This window comes from Paenibacillus sanguinis 2301083 = DSM 16941, from assembly GCF_000374825.1.
Lineage (GTDB): Bacteria > Bacillota > Bacilli > Paenibacillales > Paenibacillaceae > Fontibacillus > Fontibacillus sanguinis.
Map to the genome: position 1 here is coordinate 1 of NZ_KB895386.1, position 20,970 is coordinate 20,970.

Below are 20,970 nucleotides of genomic sequence, written 5' to 3' on the forward strand. Positions count from 1 at the left end.
GAGTTGTTCTAATTCTCGAAGCCGTTCCACACTGGAGATGGACTCATTCTTGAACTCGCGATATTTGGCTTTCCAGGCATGCAACGTCTTTGCTGGGATGTCCATCTCTAAGGCGATTTCCTCCACCGATTTCGTCTGTTCATGGAGATATTTAGCTGTTTGTCTTTTAAATTCTTCGTTATAGCGATTCCGCTGCTCACCCACGTGAACACCTCCTCAGTTAGTTTTATTATCTTTTTCTCTTAACGAGGTGTCCACTTTTTATTCTAGCTCTAAACGTCCCTATAAATTAGCTGATAATCGGCTTTTGGGTCTTTAAACCGAAGAATTAACAGGACAATTTCCCGTTAAATCGCAAAATAGAAGGATTTGAGCGTAATTAGTTGGAGGATTTCCTGTTAAAGTCGGAAAACGATGCGGTGTGTGGGGCCTTGTTGTATATAGTTTGTTACGTGTTACGTGCCATGGATTTGCAGGTTGTACAAAATAAGAGAAAGGTGCTGCTCTAGAGCCTGTAAAGTTCTAAAAGCAGCACCTTTTCTATCCATGTATGTTCATAAGAAGCAGTTTACTTGTTACTTGTTCAGCAAATGACGATAGGGCTGATAGTCGATCTGATTCTTCTCCAGAAAATGTACCAAAAATTTGTTGTCGCGCTTGGGCGTGGCTATGATGTATCCTTTAATACAATGCTCCTGTGTGACCTCAGTTGCGTTCTCCTCAAGAGCGGTCTTGCCGATTTCGGCCGCAATGGAATGCTTGGCGATGTCGCGAAAGGGGCCAGGCACCGGCTCGACGAGCTTGTCGAGGAAGGCCTTGGCTTCGTCCGTCCATAGGTGGCGGCTTTGTTCGACCCAGTGATTTTGCCAGTCCAGCTTGGACATGCCGTCAGCCTTGGGCAGCACCTTGAGGAATTTGCGGAACATAAAGAAGCCGCCAATAGCCATCATGCCCAGCAACACGAAGCCCCAGAAAGCGATGCTATTCATGAACCAGCGGCTGGGCCCCTGGACAGTTGCCAGCAGGAAATAAAGTGTACCTTGCAGCACCATCATCACCTCGAAGATCAATGCTTTTTAGTTCAAAAATAAGCTAATCTGCCTGAATTATACCTTATTTCTTTATTTATTTCAGTATTCAAGCTAAAATAAGGAATGTTTAGCGATTTACCGTCCCAAAGGAGGCAGGAATATATATGTTGAAAATTGGTTCCCACGTTTCATTCTCGGACAAGGGTTTGCTTAGTGCTACAGCAGAGGCGGCCTCATACGGCTCCACTTCCTTCATGATATATACCGGAGCACCGCAAAACACGCGGCGCAAGCCGATTGACTCGATGCATATTGTAGAGGGGAAGGTGGCGATGGAACAGGCCGGAATTGGCGAGATCGTCGTTCATGCCCCGTACATCATTAACCTTGGCTCCTATAAGTCGAATACGTATCAATTGGCGGTTGATTTTTTGCAGGAGGAAATCCGTCGTACTCATGCCATTGGCGTGCGCAATATTGTGCTGCATCCCGGAGCCTTTACGGACAAGGATGCCGAGTATGGCGTAGCCCGGATTGCGGAGGGCTTGAATGAGGTGCTGAATGGCACGCAGGAAACGGAGGTCCGTATTGCGCTTGAAACTATGGCTGGCAAAGGTACGGAAATGGGGCGCAGCTTTGAGGAAATTGCGCAGATCATTGACAAGGTGCAGCATAATGAACGACTAACAGTCTGCCTGGATACCTGCCATATTCATGATGCGGGTTATGATATCGTAAATGATCTGGACGGCGTTTTGCGTCATTTTGACGATACCATCGGATTAGGCCGTATTGAAGTTGTGCATGTCAATGACAGCAAAAATCCGGTTGGCGCGAAGAAGGACCGGCATACGCCCATCGGCTCAGGCTGGATTGGGTTTGAGGCCATCAAGCGGGTGGTGCATCATGAAGCGTTAAGCGGCCGGCCGTTCATCCTTGAGACCCCTTGGGTAGGGAAGGACCCCAAAACGCAGCGTCCGATGTATGAGGTGGAGATTGCCTTGCTGCGTGGCGAGGTGGAGGCACGCTTCGGCGAAGCCTTCCTGAAGGATGTGGAACGGTTGTCGGATTTCTTCACGAAGGAAGGTATCGGAGCACGCTCCTACGTGCTGGACACCTGGCATGTGCTCAAAAATGATGCCAAAGCCAAGAAGGCTGACCCAAGAGAGCCTATGGAGCGGCTATATGATCTGGTAGCAGAGGCAGGCTTGTTCCCGGTTTGCACCGAGGAGGAGATTAACCACCGGCTGGTGGCCTGGTTTGCCCAAGGATCATAGATGACAGAATAGATGGCAGGAGGATTTGTAAAACGTGGATACACCTACGAAGACGGGAAGACAACCCGTTAAGCCTTATGAAAACAACCGTGCGCGCATGTTGATATCATGTCCGGACGGACCGGGAATTGTGGCGGCAGTGTCCCGCTTTCTGCATGAGCACGGCGCGAACATCGTACAATCAGATCAATATACCATGAATCCCGAAGGCGGGATGTTCTTCATGCGGGTGGAGTTTGATCTGGAGGCACTGGACGACCGGATTTTGGACTTGCGCACTGATTTTGACGAGGTCGCCGCAGGGTTTAGCATGCAGTGGAATATTCATCAACTAAGCCGCAAGAAGAAGCTTGCAATCTTCGTATCCAAGGAGGATCATTGTCTGGTTGAACTGCTGTGGCAATGGCAGGCGGGCGACTTGGACGCCGAAATCTCTATGGTGGTCAGCAATCACCCCGATATGCGGGAGTACGTGGAATCGTTTGGCATTCCTTATCATCATATTCCGGTAACTCCAAGCACCAAGCGGGAGGCGGAGCAGCAGCAACTGGACATCGTGAACGGGAAAGTGGATCTTATTGTGCTGGCTAGATATATGCAAATTGTGTCCCCGGCTTTGATTGAACCGTATCGCAATCGTCTCATTAACATTCATCATTCGTTTCTCCCTGCCTTTGTCGGCGGGAAGCCGTATGCGCAGGCATATGACCGCGGGGTGAAGATCATCGGCGCCACCGCTCACTACGTTACCGAAGAACTGGACGGCGGCCCGATTATCGAGCAGGACGTTCAGCGTGTCAGCCATCGGGATGATGTCTCGGAATTAAAGCGGATTGGGCGCACCATTGAACGGGTAGTGCTGGCCCGGGCGGTAAAATGGCATATTGAAGATCGCATTCTCGTGCATCAAAACAAGACTGTCGTGTTTAATTAATTTGTAGGGCAAACCATGGATTTAGCCTCGGGCCAACAGGTGGAAGTTTCGCTTGTCCCGGGGCTTTTTTTCAAGTAACCCTTAGGTAGGTCTAAGGTAGTTAACATGTCCATCTGGCAGCGCTAGGCATTGGTAGGGAAACTTTAGAGAGTCCAGATACGTTATAATGACAAGAAGTGCAAGAAAAAGTGCAGAAATATGAATTTAGTTGGAGAGGGGAAGGAAGGCGTGCTTTTATCGATATGGAATCAATTCAGGCCAGCGGGACTGATGCTGAAGGTGGCAAGCATACTGCTGACAGCTTGTCTTTTGCTGGGCATTTCAGCCCCGCTTACCGTGCAGGCGGCCGAGCCTAAACTGACCGTGGAATCCGAACTGGGCTACGGCGGAAAAATCGCCATGAACGAATGGGGGCCGCTATCGGTCAAGCTGCTGAGCGACAAGGATATTTCGGGAGAATTGGTAGTAGAGACGGCTAGCCCTTTTACGGGGACGTCTTCTTCCTATATTGAACGAGTGGACTTGTCGGCCGGGGAGGCGAAGACCGTTCAGTTTGCCGTGCTGGGCAACAACTATGGCAAGGATAATAGCAGTATTGAATTTTACGAAGGAACGGCGGAACAAGGCAAGTATATTCCGTTCAGCACCGGCCGCGCATACATACAAGGCTCAGCAGTGAACAGTCTGATGATTGGTGTTCTGGCCGCTGATCCCGATACCCTGAATTTCATGACGTCCAGTGGGAACAAACAAAATGCCTTGGTGACACCACTGGCGAAGGAGCAGGTGCCTGAGGATGCCGTCCTGCTGTCCACGCTGGATGTTATTGTGTTAAATAACTATGCTTCAGACACGTTGTCGGAAAAGCAAATTGAGTCGCTGCATCATTGGGTCAAGCAAGGAGGCAGTCTCGTTCTGGCTGGTGGACAAGGGTATGCCAAGACGGCCAAGGGCTTCGAAGACATTGCTCCCGTTGAGTATAAGGGGGGGACGGATGTAAAAGAATTGACCGCGTTCAGCCGGACAACCGGCGAGCCATTAAAGCTGGCGGAGCCGTTTCCCGTGTCTTCGGCGGTGGTGAAGGAGGGCGCGAAGAGCGTGATGTCCTCGGATGGTGTGCCAATGGTGGCCACACAGTCCGTGGGCAAAGGAAATGCCATCTATGTGGCTTATGATATATCCATGGACCCGGTGTATCATTGGCGTGGTCACGCTGACCTGTGGACCAAGATCCTGCGGGCGGACTTTATGGGAACGGGCACGCTCTACGGGGGGGAATCCCAATGGAACTTAATGAGCGGATTATCCTATGCGCTTGATTATTTTCCTTCACTGACTCCTCCGCCGTTCTCACTTCTGTTCTGGATGCTGGTGCTGTATGCGATTCTGGTTGCACCACTGCTGTACTTCGTGTTGAAGAAGCTTGACCGCAGAGAGTGGGCATGGGGTCTGATGCCATTGATTGCGGTGATCGCCAGCGTATCGATCTATCTGGCGGGTACTAGCGGAAGAGGAGACATTCGCGCTCATACACTGAACATTATCGAGCTTGACGGTCAGGGAGAAGCAGTCAAATCGGCTTCGTCTGCCTTGTTTGTGCCAAGAGGGGGCAACTATCAGGTTGAACTTCCAGCAGGGACCCGGGTCTTGGTTGAGCGCGAGGGCAATCTGCTTGGGGGTCAAGCGAGCGGCGCCGATCGCCAATTGCTTCGGGTAAACGCGGAGGCGACCGAATTGACACTGCGAGAGATGACGCCTAGGTCAATGGCTAAGCTGTGGATGGAGCGTCCCGAGTCGTTGAGCACCGGTCAACTGCAGATTGACGTGTCTGTTGATAGCCAGGGCAAGCTTCAAGGGACGGTGAGGAACGAGACCAGTAGTGATTTGGAGGATGCTTATCTTGTCGCGGCCAGCCAGATTTATGCGCTGGGTAAATTGCCCCGTGGCGATGAGGTCCAGCTTCCCGCCACATTTACCTCTGTTGGCAACAGAAGTTACGGTGATCTTATCTTTCCTTATACCGGTCACTCCCGGAGTTCTTCAGATGAAAGGGAACGTGAGCGTGCTATGATTGACCAATATATAGAGGCTTCCGGAAGTAACGGAAGATATGCACTGCTGGCCTGGAGCAAGGAGGCTCCCGATCAAGGGGATGGCTACATGGTCAACGGCAAGCAGCGTCAAACTGATTATTTGAATCTGTGGGCTCAGCCCTTTAAACCAAGCTTCAAGCTGAATGGACAGGTGGATATTCCGTTTGGCATGATTCTGCCCGATATCGTTAGCAATACGGCGACAGAAATGTACTGGGAACGGAGCAATTATATAAATATGTCTGAGGGAGAGCTTATTTTAGAATTTGTTTTGCCAGCAGACGAGAGGATCGAATATCAGGAAATTCAAGTCCGGTCCTCCTTCCCTAATAATAGTAAAATGCAGGTCTGGAATGAGCATAAAGGTCAATGGGAAGCGGGGATTACCGAAGCTGCCGAGCAGTACATTCAGGGCGGGACGGTCAAGGTAAAATACATCACCACGGAATGGACCTCCTTCCAGTTGCCCGAAATTATGCTGAAAGGAAGGTTGGCTCCATGATTGAAATTCAAAATCTGACGAAAATGTACGGCAGCTTCGCCGCGCTCAAAGATGTGAGCATCTCGATTGGCAAAGGGACGGTATTTGGCTTTGTGGGTCCAAACGGAGCTGGCAAATCCACTACGATGTCCATTCTGGCGACATTGCTTGCTCCAACTTCCGGCTCTGCGAAGGTAGGCGGGTATGAGGTGACGGAGCATCCTCATGAGGTTCGTAAGCGAATTGGCTACATGCCGGACTTCTTCGGTGTGTATGATCAATTCAAGACCACCGAGTATTTGCATTTTTATGGAGCAAGCTACGGTATCCCCCGGGCCGAACGCGAACAGTTGATTCCCCAGCTTCTTGAACTCGTTAATCTGAGCGACAAACGGGATGTTTATGTAGACAGTCTTTCGCGAGGCATGAAGCAGCGGCTGTGTCTGGCCCGTTGCCTGGTCCATGACCCCGATGTGCTGATTCTGGATGAACCGGCCTCGGGGTTGGACCCTCGCGCGCGAATCGAGATGCGGGAGATTCTTAAGGAACTGAAGCTGATGGGCAAGACCATTATTATATCATCCCATATCCTTCCCGAGTTGGCGGAGATGGTGGACGAAATCGGAGTTATTGAGTATGGCCGAATGGTGGCCCAAGGTAAAGTAGCCGATATCCAGAACCGGCTGCGGGTGAAGAGGGTGCTGCATATCCGGCTTCTGGACCGGTCGGAGGAGCTTGCTCAGCGTCTTCGTGACGAATCACATGTCAGTCAGGTGCTGTGTGACGAGACTGGCGTGCACGTCCACTTTGCTGGCGGAGATATGGAGCAGTCCGCTTTGCTGGCCGGCATTCTTGCGGCAGGCTTTCAAGTTATTTCGTTCCATGAAGCACAGAGCAACCTGGAAGACGTATTTCTGGAGATTACCAAAGGAGGCGGAGCGCATGAACTGGCGTAGCATAGTGATGAATCCCGTGCTGGACAAAGAATTCAGGCTGCGAATGCGTTCGGCCCGCTCGGCAATTACTGTCCTTGCCTATGTGCTGGTTACCGGGCTGCTGGCGATGGGGATTATTTATGTGTTGACTGCGGGAATGAGGACATCCCGGATCGATTCGGAGACGAGCCGAATGATGTTCTATGTGCTTAGCATCGCGCAGCTTGTATTGATAGCCTTTATGACCCCACCGCTTACCGCGGGTGTAATCAGCGGGGAACGCGAGAAGCAAACGCTGAATATGCTGCTCACCACACAGCAAAGCTCGGCGGCGATTATCCTCAGCAAGCTGACCTCATCGCTCAGCTTCATGGCGTTAATCATTGTGGCCACGCTCCCGGTATACAGCATCGTTTTTCTGTACGGAGGGGTATCCATGGGCCAGCTTGCCTCGGTGTTTCTCTTCTATCTATTTATTATGCTCTTGCTGGGAGCGCTTGGCGTATGCTTTTCGACATTGTTCAAGAGAACGATTCTTGCCGTCATTATGACCTATGGGGTAGGGCTTGCGATCTTTCTGTTCACAGGGCTGGCCTATATTTTCGCTCTGAGCATTGATCAAGCCAATTATTACGCATCAGGCTCGCCGCCGCGCGCATACTCCTGGGTTGGCTACTTGCTCGGGCTGAATCCGGCAGGGGCATTAATCAGCATATTTGAGCCTTCGTTCTCCAAGGAAGCATTTCTGGTAATGGGAAACAATCTCCAAGCGACCGCACCGATTCAGCTCTGGCAGCAATTTCTGCTGGTCTACAGCGTTGTAATCCTGTTGGTGTTATGGATTGCCATCCTTAAGATCCGTCCGGTACGGGCCAAACGGCGTTCCAAGCGGATCGATGCCTCTCAGGCTCAAGCTGCTGCAATGTATAGCGGCGCGGGAACCGAGGCAGGGGAATCCACGACGTCAGGGGAGCCGGAGATGAAGAAGGTAGAACCGAAGGCATCCAGGAAACGAGAATAAGATGAACTTTTCCTAGAAAGGAGCGATGATTCATGGAACAGGCAGGCATGGAAAAGCTGCATCAGCAATTGAATAAAGTATCGCGGCGAATCCGGCTGGTGCGTTTATTGTCCGGGGCCGGGTACGGCAGTTTTGCCGCGCTTGCCATTATCTTGCTCTGGCTTGCGGCTGGGAGGTTGTGGCCCATTCATTTCCTTGGCTTGTATACAGCACTGAGCGGTCTGCTGTGTATCATTGCCGGAGGCATTTGGGGACTGCTGCGTCCGGTGCCCAAGCTACTTGCGGCGAGGGTGATGGATCATCGCATAGATGAAGAAGAGCGGCAGGACGCGATGGTTACTGCGTTGTCCTTTGCCGGGAATGATAGCTATGCTGCACGGCTCCAGCGGGAACAGGCAGCAGCATATGGCGATGAGTATGTGTTGCAGCTAAAACGCCATTTGCCTGTGCCCAGGCCAAATCGTCGTATGCTGATTGCGGCTTGTTGTGCTGCCATCGCTGCGACAGCTCTGGTGCTGCTGCCTAATCCAATGGATAAGATTCTTGAGCGTGAGCGGCAGCAGCAGGCCTGGATCGAATCTCAATTGGAGGAGACGGACAAAAGTTTGGAAGAGCTGGAGGCAAGGGAACTAGAACCGCTTGTAAAGGCCCCGCTCAGGGAAGAACTGGTCAAGCTCCGTCAGGAGCTGGCTAATGCGAAGCAGCCGGAGGAGGCTCTGCGTTCGCTTGAAGAGAGCATGAAGCAATTACAAGAGATGGCAGAGCGTCAGGAGCTTCAGCAACAACAACGTTCCGAGTGGCTTGATGCCTGGAGACAAGCACCCAAGCTGGAAGGCCTTGGCCGAGTGCTGGAACAGCAAGACGCTGAAGGTATTTCGGAAGAGCTTGACAAGCTGAAGCAGCAGCTTCCCAAGCTCTCTGCCCAAGAGAAGGAACAGCTTGCCGAGGCATTATCGCAGTTGGTTGAGCAATTGCCTAAGGAAGGCGAGCAGTCCAAGCGACTTGCTGAAGCACTGCGTAAGGCGGCTGAAAATATTGCCAACAACCAGAATAGTACGGATATCGACTTGTCCGAGTTGGCCGCGGCTTTGGAGGAGGAAATGAAGTCCTTCGCAGCAAGCGGGTCTCAGGCGGCAGCCGCATCCGAACTGGCTTCAGGACTTGCGCAGCAAGGACTTGGACTGGCGGAGGAGATGTCGGCCGCCGGGTTTCCGGTATCGGATACCTGGTCAATGGGCGGAACCGCCGAAGAATGGGCTAGGGCTGACCGCAACGGAAATTCACTGAAGGGTGAATCTGGCGATGGTACTAGCGCTATGGAAGGCCGAAGCCCGGGCTCCGGGCAGGGAAGCAACCGCCAGGGTCAAGGTGGTCAGGGAAACGGTCCAGGCTCAGGCAGCGGGGGGCTAGGCCAAGGACAAGGTCATGGGAGCGGTGCGGGATTCGGCAGCGGCAGTCGGACGCTGGTGACTACCCCTCGCAAAAGCTCGGGCAATGGCAACGTTGAAGTGGATACCGGCCCTACTAGCGGAGGTCAAGTACAGAAGGGAGGGCAAGGGCCCGTGTTTGACGGGGCCAGTCGCCCGTATGAAGAGGTATACAGTGATTATGAAGCTGAGGCGAAGCGGGCCCTGAATCGAGGCGAGCTTCCGCAGAGCCTGCAAGGCCTGGTAGAGAGCTATTTTACCGAAATTGATCCGGGTAATTAAGGTGTGATAAGAGAGGGGAATTTTGATGTTGGAGCCAACGGCTGAAGTGAAGAGATGGAGCGATACGATGGCGAGCGTTCGCGAGCAAATTGCCAAGGTCATCGTCGGACAGGAGGATGTCGTTGAGCAGATGCTGTGGTGTATTTTTGCAGGAGGACATGCCTTGCTGGAGGGTATTCCGGGACTTGGGAAGACGGCGCTCGTTCGCACCGTAGCCGACACGCTGGAATTGTCCTTCTCACGCATTCAGTTTACGCCGGACTTGATGCCGAGCGATATTACAGGGACTAATGTCATCTCATTTGGCCCGCAAGGAAGTGCCGAGATGACGTTCCAACCGGGCCCCGTATTTAGCAGCATCGTCCTTGCCGATGAGATTAACCGGGCTTCGCCGAAGACGCAGAGTGCGATGCTGGAGGCGATGCAGGAGCAGACGGTGACCGTTGGTGGAGAGACGCGGAGCCTGCCGCGGCCGTTTTTCGTTCTTGCGACGCAAAACCCGCTGGAGCAGGAAGGCACCTATCCGCTGCCTGAAGCTCAGTTGGACCGGTTCATGCTGAAGATTCATGTCGGCTATCCCTCTCAGGAGGAATTGAAGGAAATCGTACGCCGAACCACCTCCACGCTGATGCCGTCAGCGGACAAGGCAGCGTCCGCACAAGAACTGCTGGACATTAGGCAGGCGACCAGGGAGGTTCTGCTTGCCGACGAGGTGTTGGATTATGGCGTCCGTCTGTTGCTGATGACTCATCCTGAGGAAGCGAATGCATCAGAGATGGTGCGCAATTACGTACGCTTCGGTTCGGGGCCGCGCGGCATTCAGTCGATGATATCGGCGGCCAAGGTCAGAGCGGTCAGCAAGGGGCGGATGCATGTGTCCACCGGAGATATTGCGGCAGTAGCTGTTCCTGCCCTGCGGCATCGGCTCTTTTTGAACTTTGAAGGCCAATCCTCGGGGATTGCTGCGGATGATGTGATTCAGGAAATCCTCGGCTTGCTGGAGAATAGAAAATGACGGCTTCCCTGCTGCCGCCGTCCATACTGCCCAAGCTGGAGCGCTTGTCTGTAAAGTCCAGGAGCCATGTGCGCGGAACCACGCAAGGCAAACGGCGCTCCGGTCAGCTTGGTGCGTCCCTTGAATTTGCTGATTACCGGGAGTATACGCCCGGTGATGATATTCGTAGATTCGATTGGGGGGTATACCGCCGTACAGGCAGGCCATTCATCCGTCAATACTGGGATGAGCAGGAGCTGACCCTCAGTCTGTATCTGGACATTTCTGCTTCGATGAGCTTTGGACACAAGCTGGATATGGCCAAAAGGCTGGCAGCAGCCGCAGGCTATATGGCTCTCTCCTCCGAGGATAAGGTGCAGGCGGTGCTGCTTGGGGATCGTCCGTCAGACAAGCTGCCTCCGCTCAGAGGAAAAGCCGCAAGCCCGCGGCTGTTCGCGTTCCTGCAGGAGGCGTCCGCCATGACGGGCGGTAATCTGGCAGCGGCCTTGCGGCAGCTTCATGTCCGTCCCGGAGAGAAGGGCATGGCCTGGATATTCTCAGACTGCTGGCTGGAGGGCGGCCCTAATGAATTGAGGGATTTGCTGATTCGGCTCATGGCGATGGGGCAAGAGCCAATATTGGTGCAGATCGTATCCGGCGAGGAGCTTGCCCCGGGATACAGCGGCGATCTGCGGCTAATCGATAGTGAACTGGGCAGCGGCAAGAACGTTGCCATGAGCAGCAGAGTGCTCAAAGCGTATGAGCGGGAAATGGAGCAGTATACCCGTGAACTGAAGGAAGTGTGCTCCCGGCTCGGCGCCCGTTATGTGCAAATCGTCTCGGATTGGCCGCTGGAGAAGGCGGTATTTACCATGTTGCGGGGCGCGGGGGCCTCAGGTTGAGCAGCGAGCAGATAGAAGTGTGGCTAAGCTAACCACTCGCCTTAAGATCAGACGAGGGCGGGGGCAAGCAACATGAAGGTTGCAGAGGAAGGGGGAGGCAGATATGGGAATCGGATCATGGATGAGTCTCTGGTTTGGGCTGTCATTGCCAGTTATCGTCATATTATATTTATTCAAACGAATCTATATTGACACGCCCGTACCTAGCCATATGCTCTGGCGGCGGGTGCTCTTGAATATGGAAGCGAACCGCCCTTGGCAGAAGTTGCAGAACCGATTGCTGCTCTGGCTCCAGTTATTGGTTGCTGCCCTGCTGGTGTTTGCGTTGATGCAGCCTTTCCTATGGAGAAGCGGGGAGCATCAAGGCCATACTGTCTTGATCGCCGATACCTCGGCCAGCATGAGCGCTATCGTATCCCCGGAGGCTTCCTCCGGCAATTCCAAGAACCCGGGAGCGGGCAGCAAGCTGGACGTGATGAAGCAACAGCTCCATACCTATGTTCGCGAAGCCGGCGCTGGCGAAGAAATATCCTTGATTCGGTTGGGCAGCAGGCCGGAGGTGCTATTGACCCGGGAGAGGGACAAGGCATCGTTGTCCGGCGCCATCGATCATTTGACGTTAGATTACGGAAGTGCGGCTTACCGTGAAACGTTGTCCCTCGCCTCTGCCTTAACCCGTGAGGAAGAAGCCAGGGTGCTGCTGGTTACGGATACCCGTTGGCCGGAGGGAGCGGGTGCTGGAACAGTGGCGTTTGATGTGCCGGTTCAAATCATGCCTATCGGTGCTGAAACCCAGGCCAACGCTGCCATTGAGCAATTTGGGGTTAAGCGTTCGTCCGGGGCAGAAGAAGGCGAAGAACAGGAGTTTAAAGGGACGGAAGGAGTCCAGCATGGAGTAGCCGTCATTCGCAATGATGGAGAGGCCCGCGACTTGATCCTGGACCTGTATGGGGATGGCAAATTGCTTGCCTCTCGTGAACTGACAGCGGAGCAAGGCAAGAGGCAGACTGTTCAGTTCAGCGGATTGCCATCCGCGGAAGTTTACCGGTTGTCCCTGAAGCCAGAGGATGCGTATTCCCTTGACAATGAAGCCTTTGCTTTCCGGGAGCAGGCGGGAGCAGCCAATGTCTGGCTCATCTCGTCAGGGAACTTGTTTCTGGAGAAGGCTTTGCAGTTGACGGGCGCGAAAATAACCCGAATCGCCCCGATTGGGGCAAGCGGCGGAGATGGGGGAACTGCCCCTGCCTTGCCTGAGAGCAAGCCCGATGTCGTAGTGATTGAAGGCTCGCTGCCATCTTATACGAAGAGCGGGGCATGGGCGAAGCTGCTCGCAGAGACGCCGCTGTGGGTCATCGGTGAGGGTGAGCAAGGCACAGCGCTGGAAAGTGCGGACACCCAGACCGTTAAGCACCCGGTCACGCGCTATTTGCAGCTTAAGGAGCCTCCGGCGGGACGGTTGATCAAGGCGGAGGTGCCTGCCTGGGGCAACCCGATTCTTACAGTCGGAGGGCAGACGGCTGCTTATGCCGGAACCGAGAATGGTCGACCGAAGCTGGTCTTCCTGTTCCGGCTGGAGGACGGCGACCTGCCACTGAAGCCGGAATTTCCTGTTCTGGTCGACAATGCGGTAGCCTGGCTCAAGTCCGGCTTAAGAACCGGGCTGGGCAGAGCAGCCGCCGGTACAGAGCTGGATATTCCGGTATCTCAGGATGCGGCATCCGCCGTGTGGACAGCTATGGATGGCTATGCGCGAAAAGCGGGTGCGCAGCCAGTTCCGGCAGTTACTCTAAATAGCGGCGCCATTTCATCCAGTCAGCAGGCCCCGGATATTCCTGGCTTGTGGCGGCTGGATGTTACGGGCAGTGACGGGGCAGAGCAGCCGGGGTATTTGCTTGAGGTCATCGCCGATCCGCTGGAGTCGGAGACAACTCCAACGGATCAGTTAGCGGCGAAGCTGCAAACCGGAGGGCAGGCGAGCAGCGGAGCAAAGCAACAGGATGTTGACGGAAGCGAAGGCGCGAACGGGAGCCAGGAACCGGGCATCAACAAGGAGGCCAATGGTAGTCTGGGTAACGAGCATGCTGCTTCGAGTCCACTGACCGGTGCAGATGGTGAAGCGGTGCAGCGTGATGCCGCACCGTTAGTCAAATGGGTCGCGTTGCTGGCCTTGCTGGTTATTCTGGCGGAATGGGGGGTGTACCAGCGTGGGCGTTCAATTTGATCATCCCTGGTTGCTGCTTTTGCTGCCTTTACTTGCGTTAGGTGCAGTTTACGCTTACCGGAAAGACTTCAGGCTCAGTGGTAGTCGAAGGAAATGGGCGATCGGTTTGCGTACGGCAATTTGCGTGCTGCTAGTGCTCATTTTGGCCGGATTTCATACCTTTACCCTGGTGCTGAATAAGGAAATAGTATTTGTTGCTGACCGTTCGGCCAGCATCCCGTCTACAGCCCCGATCGATGAATGGGTCGGAGAGGCTGTTAAAGCCAAGGACAACCGTGATTTAGCAGCAACGGTTTCTTTTGGATTAAATACGGTGATCGACAAGCACTTGAGCGAAGCGCCGGAAATCCCGCCTTGGGGGCAAAACGAGGTATCTCGGGAGTTCACAAATATCGAGCATGCGGTATCGCTGGCCGGGAGTTTGTTCCAGGGGCAAGCGAACCGCAGAGTGGTTCTGGTCACAGATGGCAGAGAAAACGTTGGAGCCGTGCTGGAGGAAGCGAAGCTGCTAAAAGATAGGGGCATCGCCGTCGATGTGTTGCCTGTTCCTGCCCCGGAAGAGAACGATGCGTCGATCGAAGAGTTCCTGGTTCCGGAGAAGCTGTATCCTGCCGAGTCGTTTGCTTTTGAGGTGCTGGTTCGCAGCACCTATGCCGGTAGCGGCGAGCTTCGGCTATATGAGGATAATCGTGAAATCGGCCGCCATACGGTTGCTTTACAGCGGGGAGATAATCGCTATTCCTTGCAGGGCTTGGCGAGAGAACCGGGCTTGCATCGTTACCGGGCCGAAATTTTTCTGGAGGGAGACGAGCAGTCGGCCAATAATACTCACTATGCCTTTACCCGGGTGACCGGGACACCAAAGGTATTAATTGTGGAAGGGGCGCCGGGGACTTCGGCTAATCTGGAGAACGCCTTGCAGGCCGGGCTGATCGACTATTCCGTCGCAGCACCGGGCATGCTGTCTTCCGAGCTGGCGAAGTATGCAGCTTATGACAGCATCGTCTTTAATAATGTATCAGGCGAGCAGGTCGGAGAACGCAAGATGGACCTGATCGAGCAGGCTGTCCGTTCCTACGGCGTTGGCTTTATGATGGTTGGAGGAGAGGATAGCTTCGGCATGGGGGGCTACTTCAAGACGCCCATCGAGCGGTTGCTTCCGGTATCCATGGAGCTTACAGGCAAGCGGGAAATCCCTTCCCTGGGGCTGCTGCTTGTGATTGACCGCTCGGGCAGCATGGACGGTGACAAGCTGAGTCTGGCGAAGGAGTCGGCGATCCGCACGGTGGAACTATTGCGCGAGAAGGATACGGTGGGAATTATCGCCTTTGACGCTCAGCCCTGGTGGGTGGTAGAGCCGCAGAAGCTGGACGATAAGGAGGAGGTTATCTCCCGCATCCATGGCATTTCGTCTGGCGGAGGCACCGATATTTATCCGGCGGTAGCCCAGGCTGCTAGCAAGATGCTGGAGCTTGAGGCTCAGCGCAAGCATATTATTTTGCTAACGGACGGCCAGTCGGCGGGGAATGCGGATTATCAGCCTTTGATCGACAGCATGGTCGAAGGCAAGATTACGATGTCGACCGTTGCTGTTGGCGGTGATGCCGACGTGCAGCTGCTGGAAGCTCTGGCATCGGGGGCGAAGGGACGTTACTATCTGGTTCAGGACGAGACTACGCTTCCGGCGATCTTTAGCCGTGAGGCGACCATTATTGCCAGAACCTATATTGTAAACAAGCCCTTTGTTCCGGCACTGGTTCAGCCGGGGGACTGGGGCTCCTGGTTCCAGAGCGGCTTGCCGCAAATCTATGGTTATGTTGCCGCTACACCAAAATCCACGGCTCAGACGGTGCTGTCGAGTCCTGAGCCGGACCCGCTCTTGGCCAGATGGCAATACGGCTCTGGACGGACGGTAGCATGGACGAGCGATTTGACCGGGAAATGGTCCAGAGATTGGGTGGCCTGGTCCGGTTACGCGGGGTTGTTCACCGACATGGTTAAATGGACGTTTCCGCAATTCTCCTCCTCCGCCTTTGAAGTAGAGACGGCCCACAATGGAGACGAGGTTCGCTTTACGGTACGTGCTGCGGGAGAGCCTTACCCGCATGAGCTCACCGGGAAGGTGACCGGGAATAACGGAGACGAGACAGAGCTTCGTTTAAGTCAGGTAGCGCCAGGGATGTTTGAAGGAAGCATGAGGGTGACGGAGCCAGGCTCCTTCCTGTTTCACTTGCAAGGGGTGGAGGAAGGAGACGAGGCGGTCAGCAGTATGAGCACGGGGTTCGTCATTCCTTATTCGCCGGAGTACCGTCTGGCTACAGATCGTATGTCTGGCGAACGGCTGGAAGCTGTGGCTGAACTGACCGGGGGTAGGCTGCTGGCCTGGGATGCCCCAGAGGCGGCGTTCAACTTCGCACCGCAGCCTGAGCGCAAGCTGGAGAATTGGGATCGGGTGCTGCTGATTTTGGTGTTGCTGCTATGGCTTGGCGACATTGCTGTCCGCCGGCTGGCTGTGCCATGGAGCCGGCTGCTGGAGCGGCTCCGCTGGCCGGCCCGGGGCAGCGCCCGGCCAGCGGTAGACGGCGGCGCTGGGGCTGCAGCGCCGCCGGAGCCTGGCGGCCTGGACCGACTGGCCGCCCGCAAGACCCGCACTGCCGCCTTCTATGGCGGCGGCAGTAGCGATGACGCTGACCGCGTGCGCGAGGTCAGCGGAGCAGGCGGCGCCCCGGCGGAGGCGCCGCAGAAGGTCCGCCCGCCGCGCAGCGGGGCGGACGCAAGGTCCGCGGCCGCCGGCGCGCGGACCGGGCCCCCGTCTCCATCTGTGGTGGAGACGGCAGAGCAGGCGGGCGCGGGGACGGAGTCCGCGCCCGGGCAAGAGCGGCTTGGCCGCCTGCTGGAGGCCAAGCGTCGGGGGCGGCGCTAGCCTAAGCGCGAGCCGCTGCCCCACCAGCCCGGCTGCATTGCATGCCGGGCTATGCCCGTATCGTTCCAAATTCTGGAGAGGGCTATAAGTCCCAAAAGGTTGGAATAATGGTATGGAAAACGGGTGGTTGAAGTGGTACAATAGATAAAGTCAAAATGATTTTTTCAAATTGAATGTTTTGTAATCGCCGCGTAAATTTTCAGCAATTCCAAAGCAGGTTTACATTTAAGGAGGAAAAAGAATGCCACTTTCTGACAACAACACTATTGATAATTTGTCAATTACCACGATTCGTACACTGGCTATCGATGCTATTGAAAAGGCAAAATCCGGTCATCCGGGGATGCCGATGGGCTCTGCGCCGATGGGCTATCAATTGTTTGCCAAATCGATGAACCATAACCCGGATGAGCCGACATGGATTAACCGCGACCGTTTTGTCCTGTCCGCAGGCCATGGCTCCATGCTGCTTTACAGCTTGCTTCATCTGAGTGGTTATGATCTGCCACTGGAAGAAATCAAACAATTCCGCCAATGGGGCAGCAAAACGCCGGGTCACCCTGAGTTTGGACATACCGCCGGGGTAGACGCAACAACCGGGCCACTGGGACAAGGCTTGGCTATGGCTGTAGGCATGGCGCTGGCGGAAACACAACTTGCGGCAACCTATAACAAAGGCGAGTTCAAAGTGGTTGACCACTATACGTACGGAATTTGTGGCGACGGCGATTTGATGGAAGGTGTTGCGAGCGAAGCGGCTTCCCTGGCTGGCCACTTGAAGCTTGGCAAATTGATCTTCCTTTATGATTCCAATGACATCTCCCTTGATGGCAAGCTGAATCTCAGCTTCTCCGAGAATGTAAGACAACGCTTTGAAGCCTATGGCTGGCAAACGTTGCTCGTTGAGGATGGCAACGATTTGGCAGCTATTGAAGCAGCTATTGAAGCAGGGAAGGCGGACACCGAGCGTCCAACCTTGATCGAAGTGAAGACGGTCATCGGCTACGGCAGCCCGAACAAGCAGGGGAAAGGCGGACACGGCGGAACACACGGATCTCCGCTGGGAACGGAAGAAGCCAAACTGACCAAGGAATTCTACAATTGGGTATATGAAGAGGATTTCTATGTTCCACAAGAAGTGCGCGAGCATTTTGCCAAAGTCAAGGAACGCGGCATCGCTGCTTATCAGGCTTGGCAAGATACCTTTGCCAAATACAAAGCGCAGTATCCTGAACTGGCTGCTCAATTCGAGCAAGCCATTGCTGGAGAATTGCCTTCAGGCTGGGACGCCAAGCTGCCTAAATATTCTGCTTCGGACAAAGCGGTCTCCACACGTGTGGCTTCCGGTCAGGCTCTGAATGGTCTTGCGGCAGGTGTGCCTCAATTGCTCGGCGGTTCCGCTGACCTGGAAAGCTCAACCATGACCCATCTGAACGACCTGGCGACCTATACGCCGGATACCCGTGACGGCCGTAACCTGTACTTTGGTGTACGTGAATTTGGCATGGCGGCTGCGATGAACGGAATTACGCTGCATGGCGGCCTCAAAGTATTCGGCGGTACGTTCTTCGTATTTACAGATTACCTGCGCCCGGCGGTGCGTTTGTCCGCACTGATGAAGCTGCCGGTAACCTATGTCCTGACGCATGACAGCATCGCGGTAGGCGAGGATGGACCAACTCATGAACCGATTGAACAGTTGGCTTCATTGCGCATTATCCCGAACCTGACCGTAATTCGTCCGGCAGACGGGAACGAAACAGCGGCCGCCTGGGCATATGCGGTAGAGAATCAGGAGAATCCGGTAGCTTTGGTACTGACCCGGCAAAACCTTCCGATTCTGGACACCACCGAAACAGCGGCTCGCGAAGGGGTAAAACGCGGGGGTTATGTGGTTTCCGAAGCCAAGGATGGCAAGGCTGTGGCTCAAATCATGGCAACTGGCTCTGAGGTGCAGTTAGCCGTTAAGGCGCAAGCAGCGCTGGCTGAGGAAGGCATTCATGTTCGTGTTGTCAGCTTGCCAAGCTGGGATCTGTTCGACAAGCAGGACCAAACCTACAAGGATTCGGTTATTCTGCCTGAGATTAAAGCTCGCGTAGCTGTGGAGATGGCTCATCCATTTGGCTGGGAGCGTTTCGTAGGTGAGAAGGGCTCAATTATTGCTATCGACAAATTTGGTGCTTCCGCGCCTGGCGACAAGGTGATTGCCGAGTACGGATTTACTGTAGAAAATGTTGTGAAGCATGTCAAAGCTCAATTGAGCTAAAATACTGTAACCGTGAAGGGAGAGGGGAACGTGACGCAGCAATTGCAAAATGTGACCATAGACAAACAAGCCAACATTTATTTCGAGGGTAAAGTGACCAGCCGGACCGTCTGGTTGCCGGATGGAAATAAACTGACGTTGGGAATCATGCTCCCCGGGGAATACGAATTTGGCACGGATTCGCTGGAAGTGATGGATATCCTGTCTGGAGAATTGAAGGTGCAGCTCCCCGGCGAAGCGGTATGGAGAGAGATCAGCGGACGCGGAACATTCACGGTGCCTGCCCACTCTTCCTTCAAGCTTGAGGTCAGTCGTATAACTGACTACTGTTGCTCTTACGGTTCCTGACAGCCTGTTGCCTTAACTAAAAAACCGCAAGTTCTGAATCTCATCAGAACTTGCGGTTTTCTTAAGATTATAGAATCTATAAGCTTTCAGCGGAGCTGAATAATTCTAAAATCGCAAGAAAAACTACTGCTTAACGTGGTCTGGCTTCAAGGATAGTACATCAATAGATGTTTTTCTTATTATAAGCTCCGCTGCACATAAATCTTGCTTAGCAAATCCTCCTGATAAGCTTGCCACATGTCTCCCGAAAATTTCAAGGGGATGCTTTTGGAGAGCATCAGGCGGTCAAGCATAGGTTTTACTTTATCCGAATCAAACACATGTATTTTCTCTAAGGCGTATTCATCATCGAAGGCGTAAATAAGACACTTGCTCTCCACATAAAGGATGACTATATTTTTCAGCTTATTGTCGATCACCTTGAATTTATCCTTGTGTTCATCCCTTTGCATATAGGCGCCCATGCGCTGCATATAAGGAATTCTTTCCTCTGGCGGAAGTGGGTAAGTTCCAATAAACGGGATGATGACCTTGCCCGATGCGATAAAATCATCCAGGTTTTTCCTTGAAAGAAAAATTTCAGTGTGTTTGTTTAATATGCTCTGGAAGAGTCTCCATGTGAAATCTCTGATTTCCTGAACATGCTCCATAGCCTGAATTTCGTGCTTCTCTAGCAGGTAGGCGATGGGTAAAAAGCTGTACACGCTATCAATTCCCCGTTCCAGAACCTTTGTGACAGTCTCGTCATTATTTTGAAGAAGCTCAATGATCTCACTTCGCCCATAGCTGATTTTCCGGATATCCTTGTTCATCAGACTGTTATAGAACAAGGTTAAATAGTTTCGATGAACGATTGGAATTAATAACGGAGTCCCATCAATTTGCGAATCAAACATCAGCAGTAGTTTTCCTTTAAACAACAGGAAGGGCTGCCCCAAATCACCTGTCGATGACCACAGGTTCATATTGAATCCCCTCTGATTTAAGGTGATAAAGTTAATGGATACCCCTTTTCCATTCATTGAAGATTCATCGATCGTACCATCAAAAAATTGATTGAAAATGACATTTGTGCATTTGTCTGGATTAAATAATAAGGTCTTTCGCAGAATGTCCGAGTATGCAGGATCATAGGTGGGAATAGTGCTGAATACCTCCAATGATTCGTCCGAACTAATGTTGACATAGTGAGACATTATAATACACAGCATATTGAGCACGGGCACAGTTCCCAGATAGAAAAACCCGCGCTTTGAGAACTCCAGGTTAACCTGGTGGGTTGGAGCCATATCATTATCAAGCGCAAATTCAAGGGCATAGGTCAAAAAAGTTCGCAAATCATCCATCGCTCTGAAATTATAAATGACTGGAAACAGATTAATCAGCTTCAGGTAACAGCCATGGGAGTAAATACTTTCGGCGAAATAATCGGCAGCTTGCTGAATAAACAACTTTTTTTCCTTTATGGAGGGTAAACGGCTGCCTGTTAAAATTTTACTAAGTCCACTAGGAGTCATATTCATGCTAATTGCGAAATCAGTTTTTGGCTTTTGGGCGATGTCAATCAATTCATCAAGCAAATAACCAAAATTATTATTTCTATTCACAAACTTATATTCCTTTCCGGGGGATTTACATAAAGGTCAGCCATCTAAGAAAGGTTCAAATTAACAAAATCTTCATCTTTGTATAGTAATTATAACACTTTATTTTGTCGGCAGAGTTTTTACAAGAAAATTTCTTATATTAGAAAATTTCTAATTGTTTTTGTTTGTTTTTTTCAAGCGACTCAATTCCGCCCTTGTTATGATGTTCGACAGGAAGTTTCTTAGGCT

The 20,970-nt window shown here is 53.0% G+C and carries 15 protein-coding genes; 12 read left to right on the forward strand and 3 right to left on the reverse strand.

The window, feature by feature from the left end:
* The coding region (locus C557_RS0116225) for a transposase (RefSeq protein WP_018752944.1) at positions 1-204 on the reverse strand (204 nt) is incomplete at its 3' end.
* 371 nt (positions 205-575) lie between these two features.
* Positions 576-1,052 (reverse strand): DUF2621 domain-containing protein, encoded by a 477-nt coding sequence (locus C557_RS0116230; RefSeq protein ID WP_018752945.1) that lies wholly within the window; start codon positions 1,050-1,052, stop codon positions 576-578.
* A 143-nt stretch (positions 1,053-1,195) separates the two neighbouring features.
* On the opposite strand from C557_RS0116230, the gene C557_RS0116235 reads away from it, so the two are divergent.
* The 12 genes from C557_RS0116235 (at position 1,196) to ppnP (ending at position 19,135) form a co-directional block, all read left to right on the forward strand.
* Complete coding sequence (locus tag C557_RS0116235; RefSeq protein ID WP_018752946.1) at positions 1,196-2,308, forward strand: deoxyribonuclease IV; 1,113 nt, start codon at positions 1,196-1,198, stop codon at positions 2,306-2,308.
* A gap of 34 nt (positions 2,309-2,342) precedes the next feature.
* The gene (purU, locus tag C557_RS0116240; RefSeq protein ID WP_018752947.1) at positions 2,343-3,242 is read left to right on the forward strand and encodes a formyltetrahydrofolate deformylase; all 900 of its coding nucleotides are present in this window, start codon (positions 2,343-2,345) and stop codon (positions 3,240-3,242) included.
* A gap of 228 nt (positions 3,243-3,470) precedes the next feature.
* Positions 3,471-5,837 carry a DUF7408 domain-containing protein gene (locus C557_RS23670; RefSeq protein WP_154656259.1) on the forward strand — a complete coding sequence of 789 codons (2,367 nt, stop codon included), beginning with the start codon at positions 3,471-3,473 and terminating at the stop codon, positions 5,835-5,837.
* Entirely contained in the window at positions 5,834-6,772 is a 939-nt protein-coding gene (locus C557_RS0116250; RefSeq protein WP_018752949.1) for an ABC transporter ATP-binding protein, read from the forward strand. Before C557_RS23670 ends, C557_RS0116250 begins: the two co-directional genes overlap by 4 nt.
* Positions 6,759-7,772 carry an ABC transporter permease gene (locus C557_RS23675; protein WP_018752950.1) on the forward strand — a complete coding sequence of 338 codons (1,014 nt, stop codon included), beginning with the start codon at positions 6,759-6,761 and terminating at the stop codon, positions 7,770-7,772. The genes C557_RS0116250 and C557_RS23675 overlap by 14 nt, the downstream gene beginning before the upstream one ends.
* A 32-nt stretch (positions 7,773-7,804) precedes the next feature.
* Positions 7,805-9,481 carry a DUF2721 domain-containing protein gene (locus C557_RS0116260; protein ID WP_018752951.1) on the forward strand — a complete coding sequence of 559 codons (1,677 nt, stop codon included), beginning with the start codon at positions 7,805-7,807 and terminating at the stop codon, positions 9,479-9,481.
* 25 nt (positions 9,482-9,506) lie between these two features.
* Positions 9,507-10,496: an AAA family ATPase gene (locus C557_RS0116265; RefSeq protein WP_018752952.1), complete on the forward strand. Its 990-nt coding sequence runs from the start codon at positions 9,507-9,509 to the stop codon at positions 10,494-10,496.
* Positions 10,493-11,377, forward strand: a complete 885-nt coding sequence (locus C557_RS0116270; protein ID WP_018752953.1) for a DUF58 domain-containing protein — start codon at positions 10,493-10,495, stop codon at positions 11,375-11,377. Before C557_RS0116265 ends, C557_RS0116270 begins: the two co-directional genes overlap by 4 nt.
* Before the next feature lie 103 nt (positions 11,378-11,480).
* On the forward strand, positions 11,481-13,598 hold the full coding sequence (locus tag C557_RS0116275; protein ID WP_018752954.1) for a vWA domain-containing protein: 2,118 nt from the start codon (positions 11,481-11,483) through the stop codon (positions 13,596-13,598).
* Positions 13,582-16,521 (forward strand): VWA domain-containing protein, encoded by a 2,940-nt coding sequence (locus C557_RS0116280; protein ID WP_018752955.1) that lies wholly within the window; start codon positions 13,582-13,584, stop codon positions 16,519-16,521. The genes C557_RS0116275 and C557_RS0116280 overlap by 17 nt, the downstream gene beginning before the upstream one ends.
* A 241-nt stretch (positions 16,522-16,762) precedes the next feature.
* The gene (tkt, locus tag C557_RS0116285; RefSeq protein WP_018752956.1) at positions 16,763-18,787 is read left to right on the forward strand and encodes a transketolase; all 2,025 of its coding nucleotides are present in this window, start codon (positions 16,763-16,765) and stop codon (positions 18,785-18,787) included.
* Between the two features lie 30 nt (positions 18,788-18,817).
* A complete protein-coding gene (ppnP, locus tag C557_RS0116290) occupies positions 18,818-19,135 on the forward strand; it encodes a pyrimidine/purine nucleoside phosphorylase (protein WP_018752957.1) in 318 nt (105 codons plus the stop codon).
* Positions 19,136-19,314: 179 nt separating this feature from the next.
* On the opposite strand, the gene C557_RS0116295 is transcribed toward ppnP, so the two are convergent.
* Positions 19,315-20,742, reverse strand: coding sequence for an ERCC4 domain-containing protein (locus tag C557_RS0116295; protein WP_018752958.1), 1,428 nt, complete (start codon positions 20,740-20,742; stop codon positions 19,315-19,317).
* Positions 20,743-20,970 lie beyond the last annotated feature (228 nt).

What these genes read in the sequence shown, in the direction of transcription:
- C557_RS23675 (WP_018752950.1), top strand. Translation starts at nt 6,759, where the DNA reads ATGAACTGGCGTAGCATAGTGATGAATCCCGTGCTGGACAAAGAATTC.
- tkt (WP_018752956.1), top strand. Translation starts at nt 16,763, where the DNA reads ATGCCACTTTCTGACAACAACACTATTGATAATTTGTCAATTACCACG.
- C557_RS0116260 (WP_018752951.1), top strand. Translation starts at nt 7,805, where the DNA reads ATGGAACAGGCAGGCATGGAAAAGCTGCATCAGCAATTGAATAAAGTA.
- C557_RS0116235 (WP_018752946.1), top strand. Translation starts at nt 1,196, where the DNA reads ATGTTGAAAATTGGTTCCCACGTTTCATTCTCGGACAAGGGTTTGCTT.
- C557_RS0116250 (WP_018752949.1), top strand. Translation starts at nt 5,834, where the DNA reads ATGATTGAAATTCAAAATCTGACGAAAATGTACGGCAGCTTCGCCGCG.
- C557_RS0116265 (WP_018752952.1), top strand. Translation starts at nt 9,507, where the DNA reads ATGTTGGAGCCAACGGCTGAAGTGAAGAGATGGAGCGATACGATGGCG.
- C557_RS0116230 (WP_018752945.1), bottom strand. Translation starts at nt 1,052, where the DNA reads ATGGTGCTGCAAGGTACACTTTATTTCCTGCTGGCAACTGTCCAGGGG.
- C557_RS0116275 (WP_018752954.1), top strand. Translation starts at nt 11,481, where the DNA reads ATGGGAATCGGATCATGGATGAGTCTCTGGTTTGGGCTGTCATTGCCA.
- C557_RS0116270 (WP_018752953.1), top strand. Translation starts at nt 10,493, where the DNA reads ATGACGGCTTCCCTGCTGCCGCCGTCCATACTGCCCAAGCTGGAGCGC.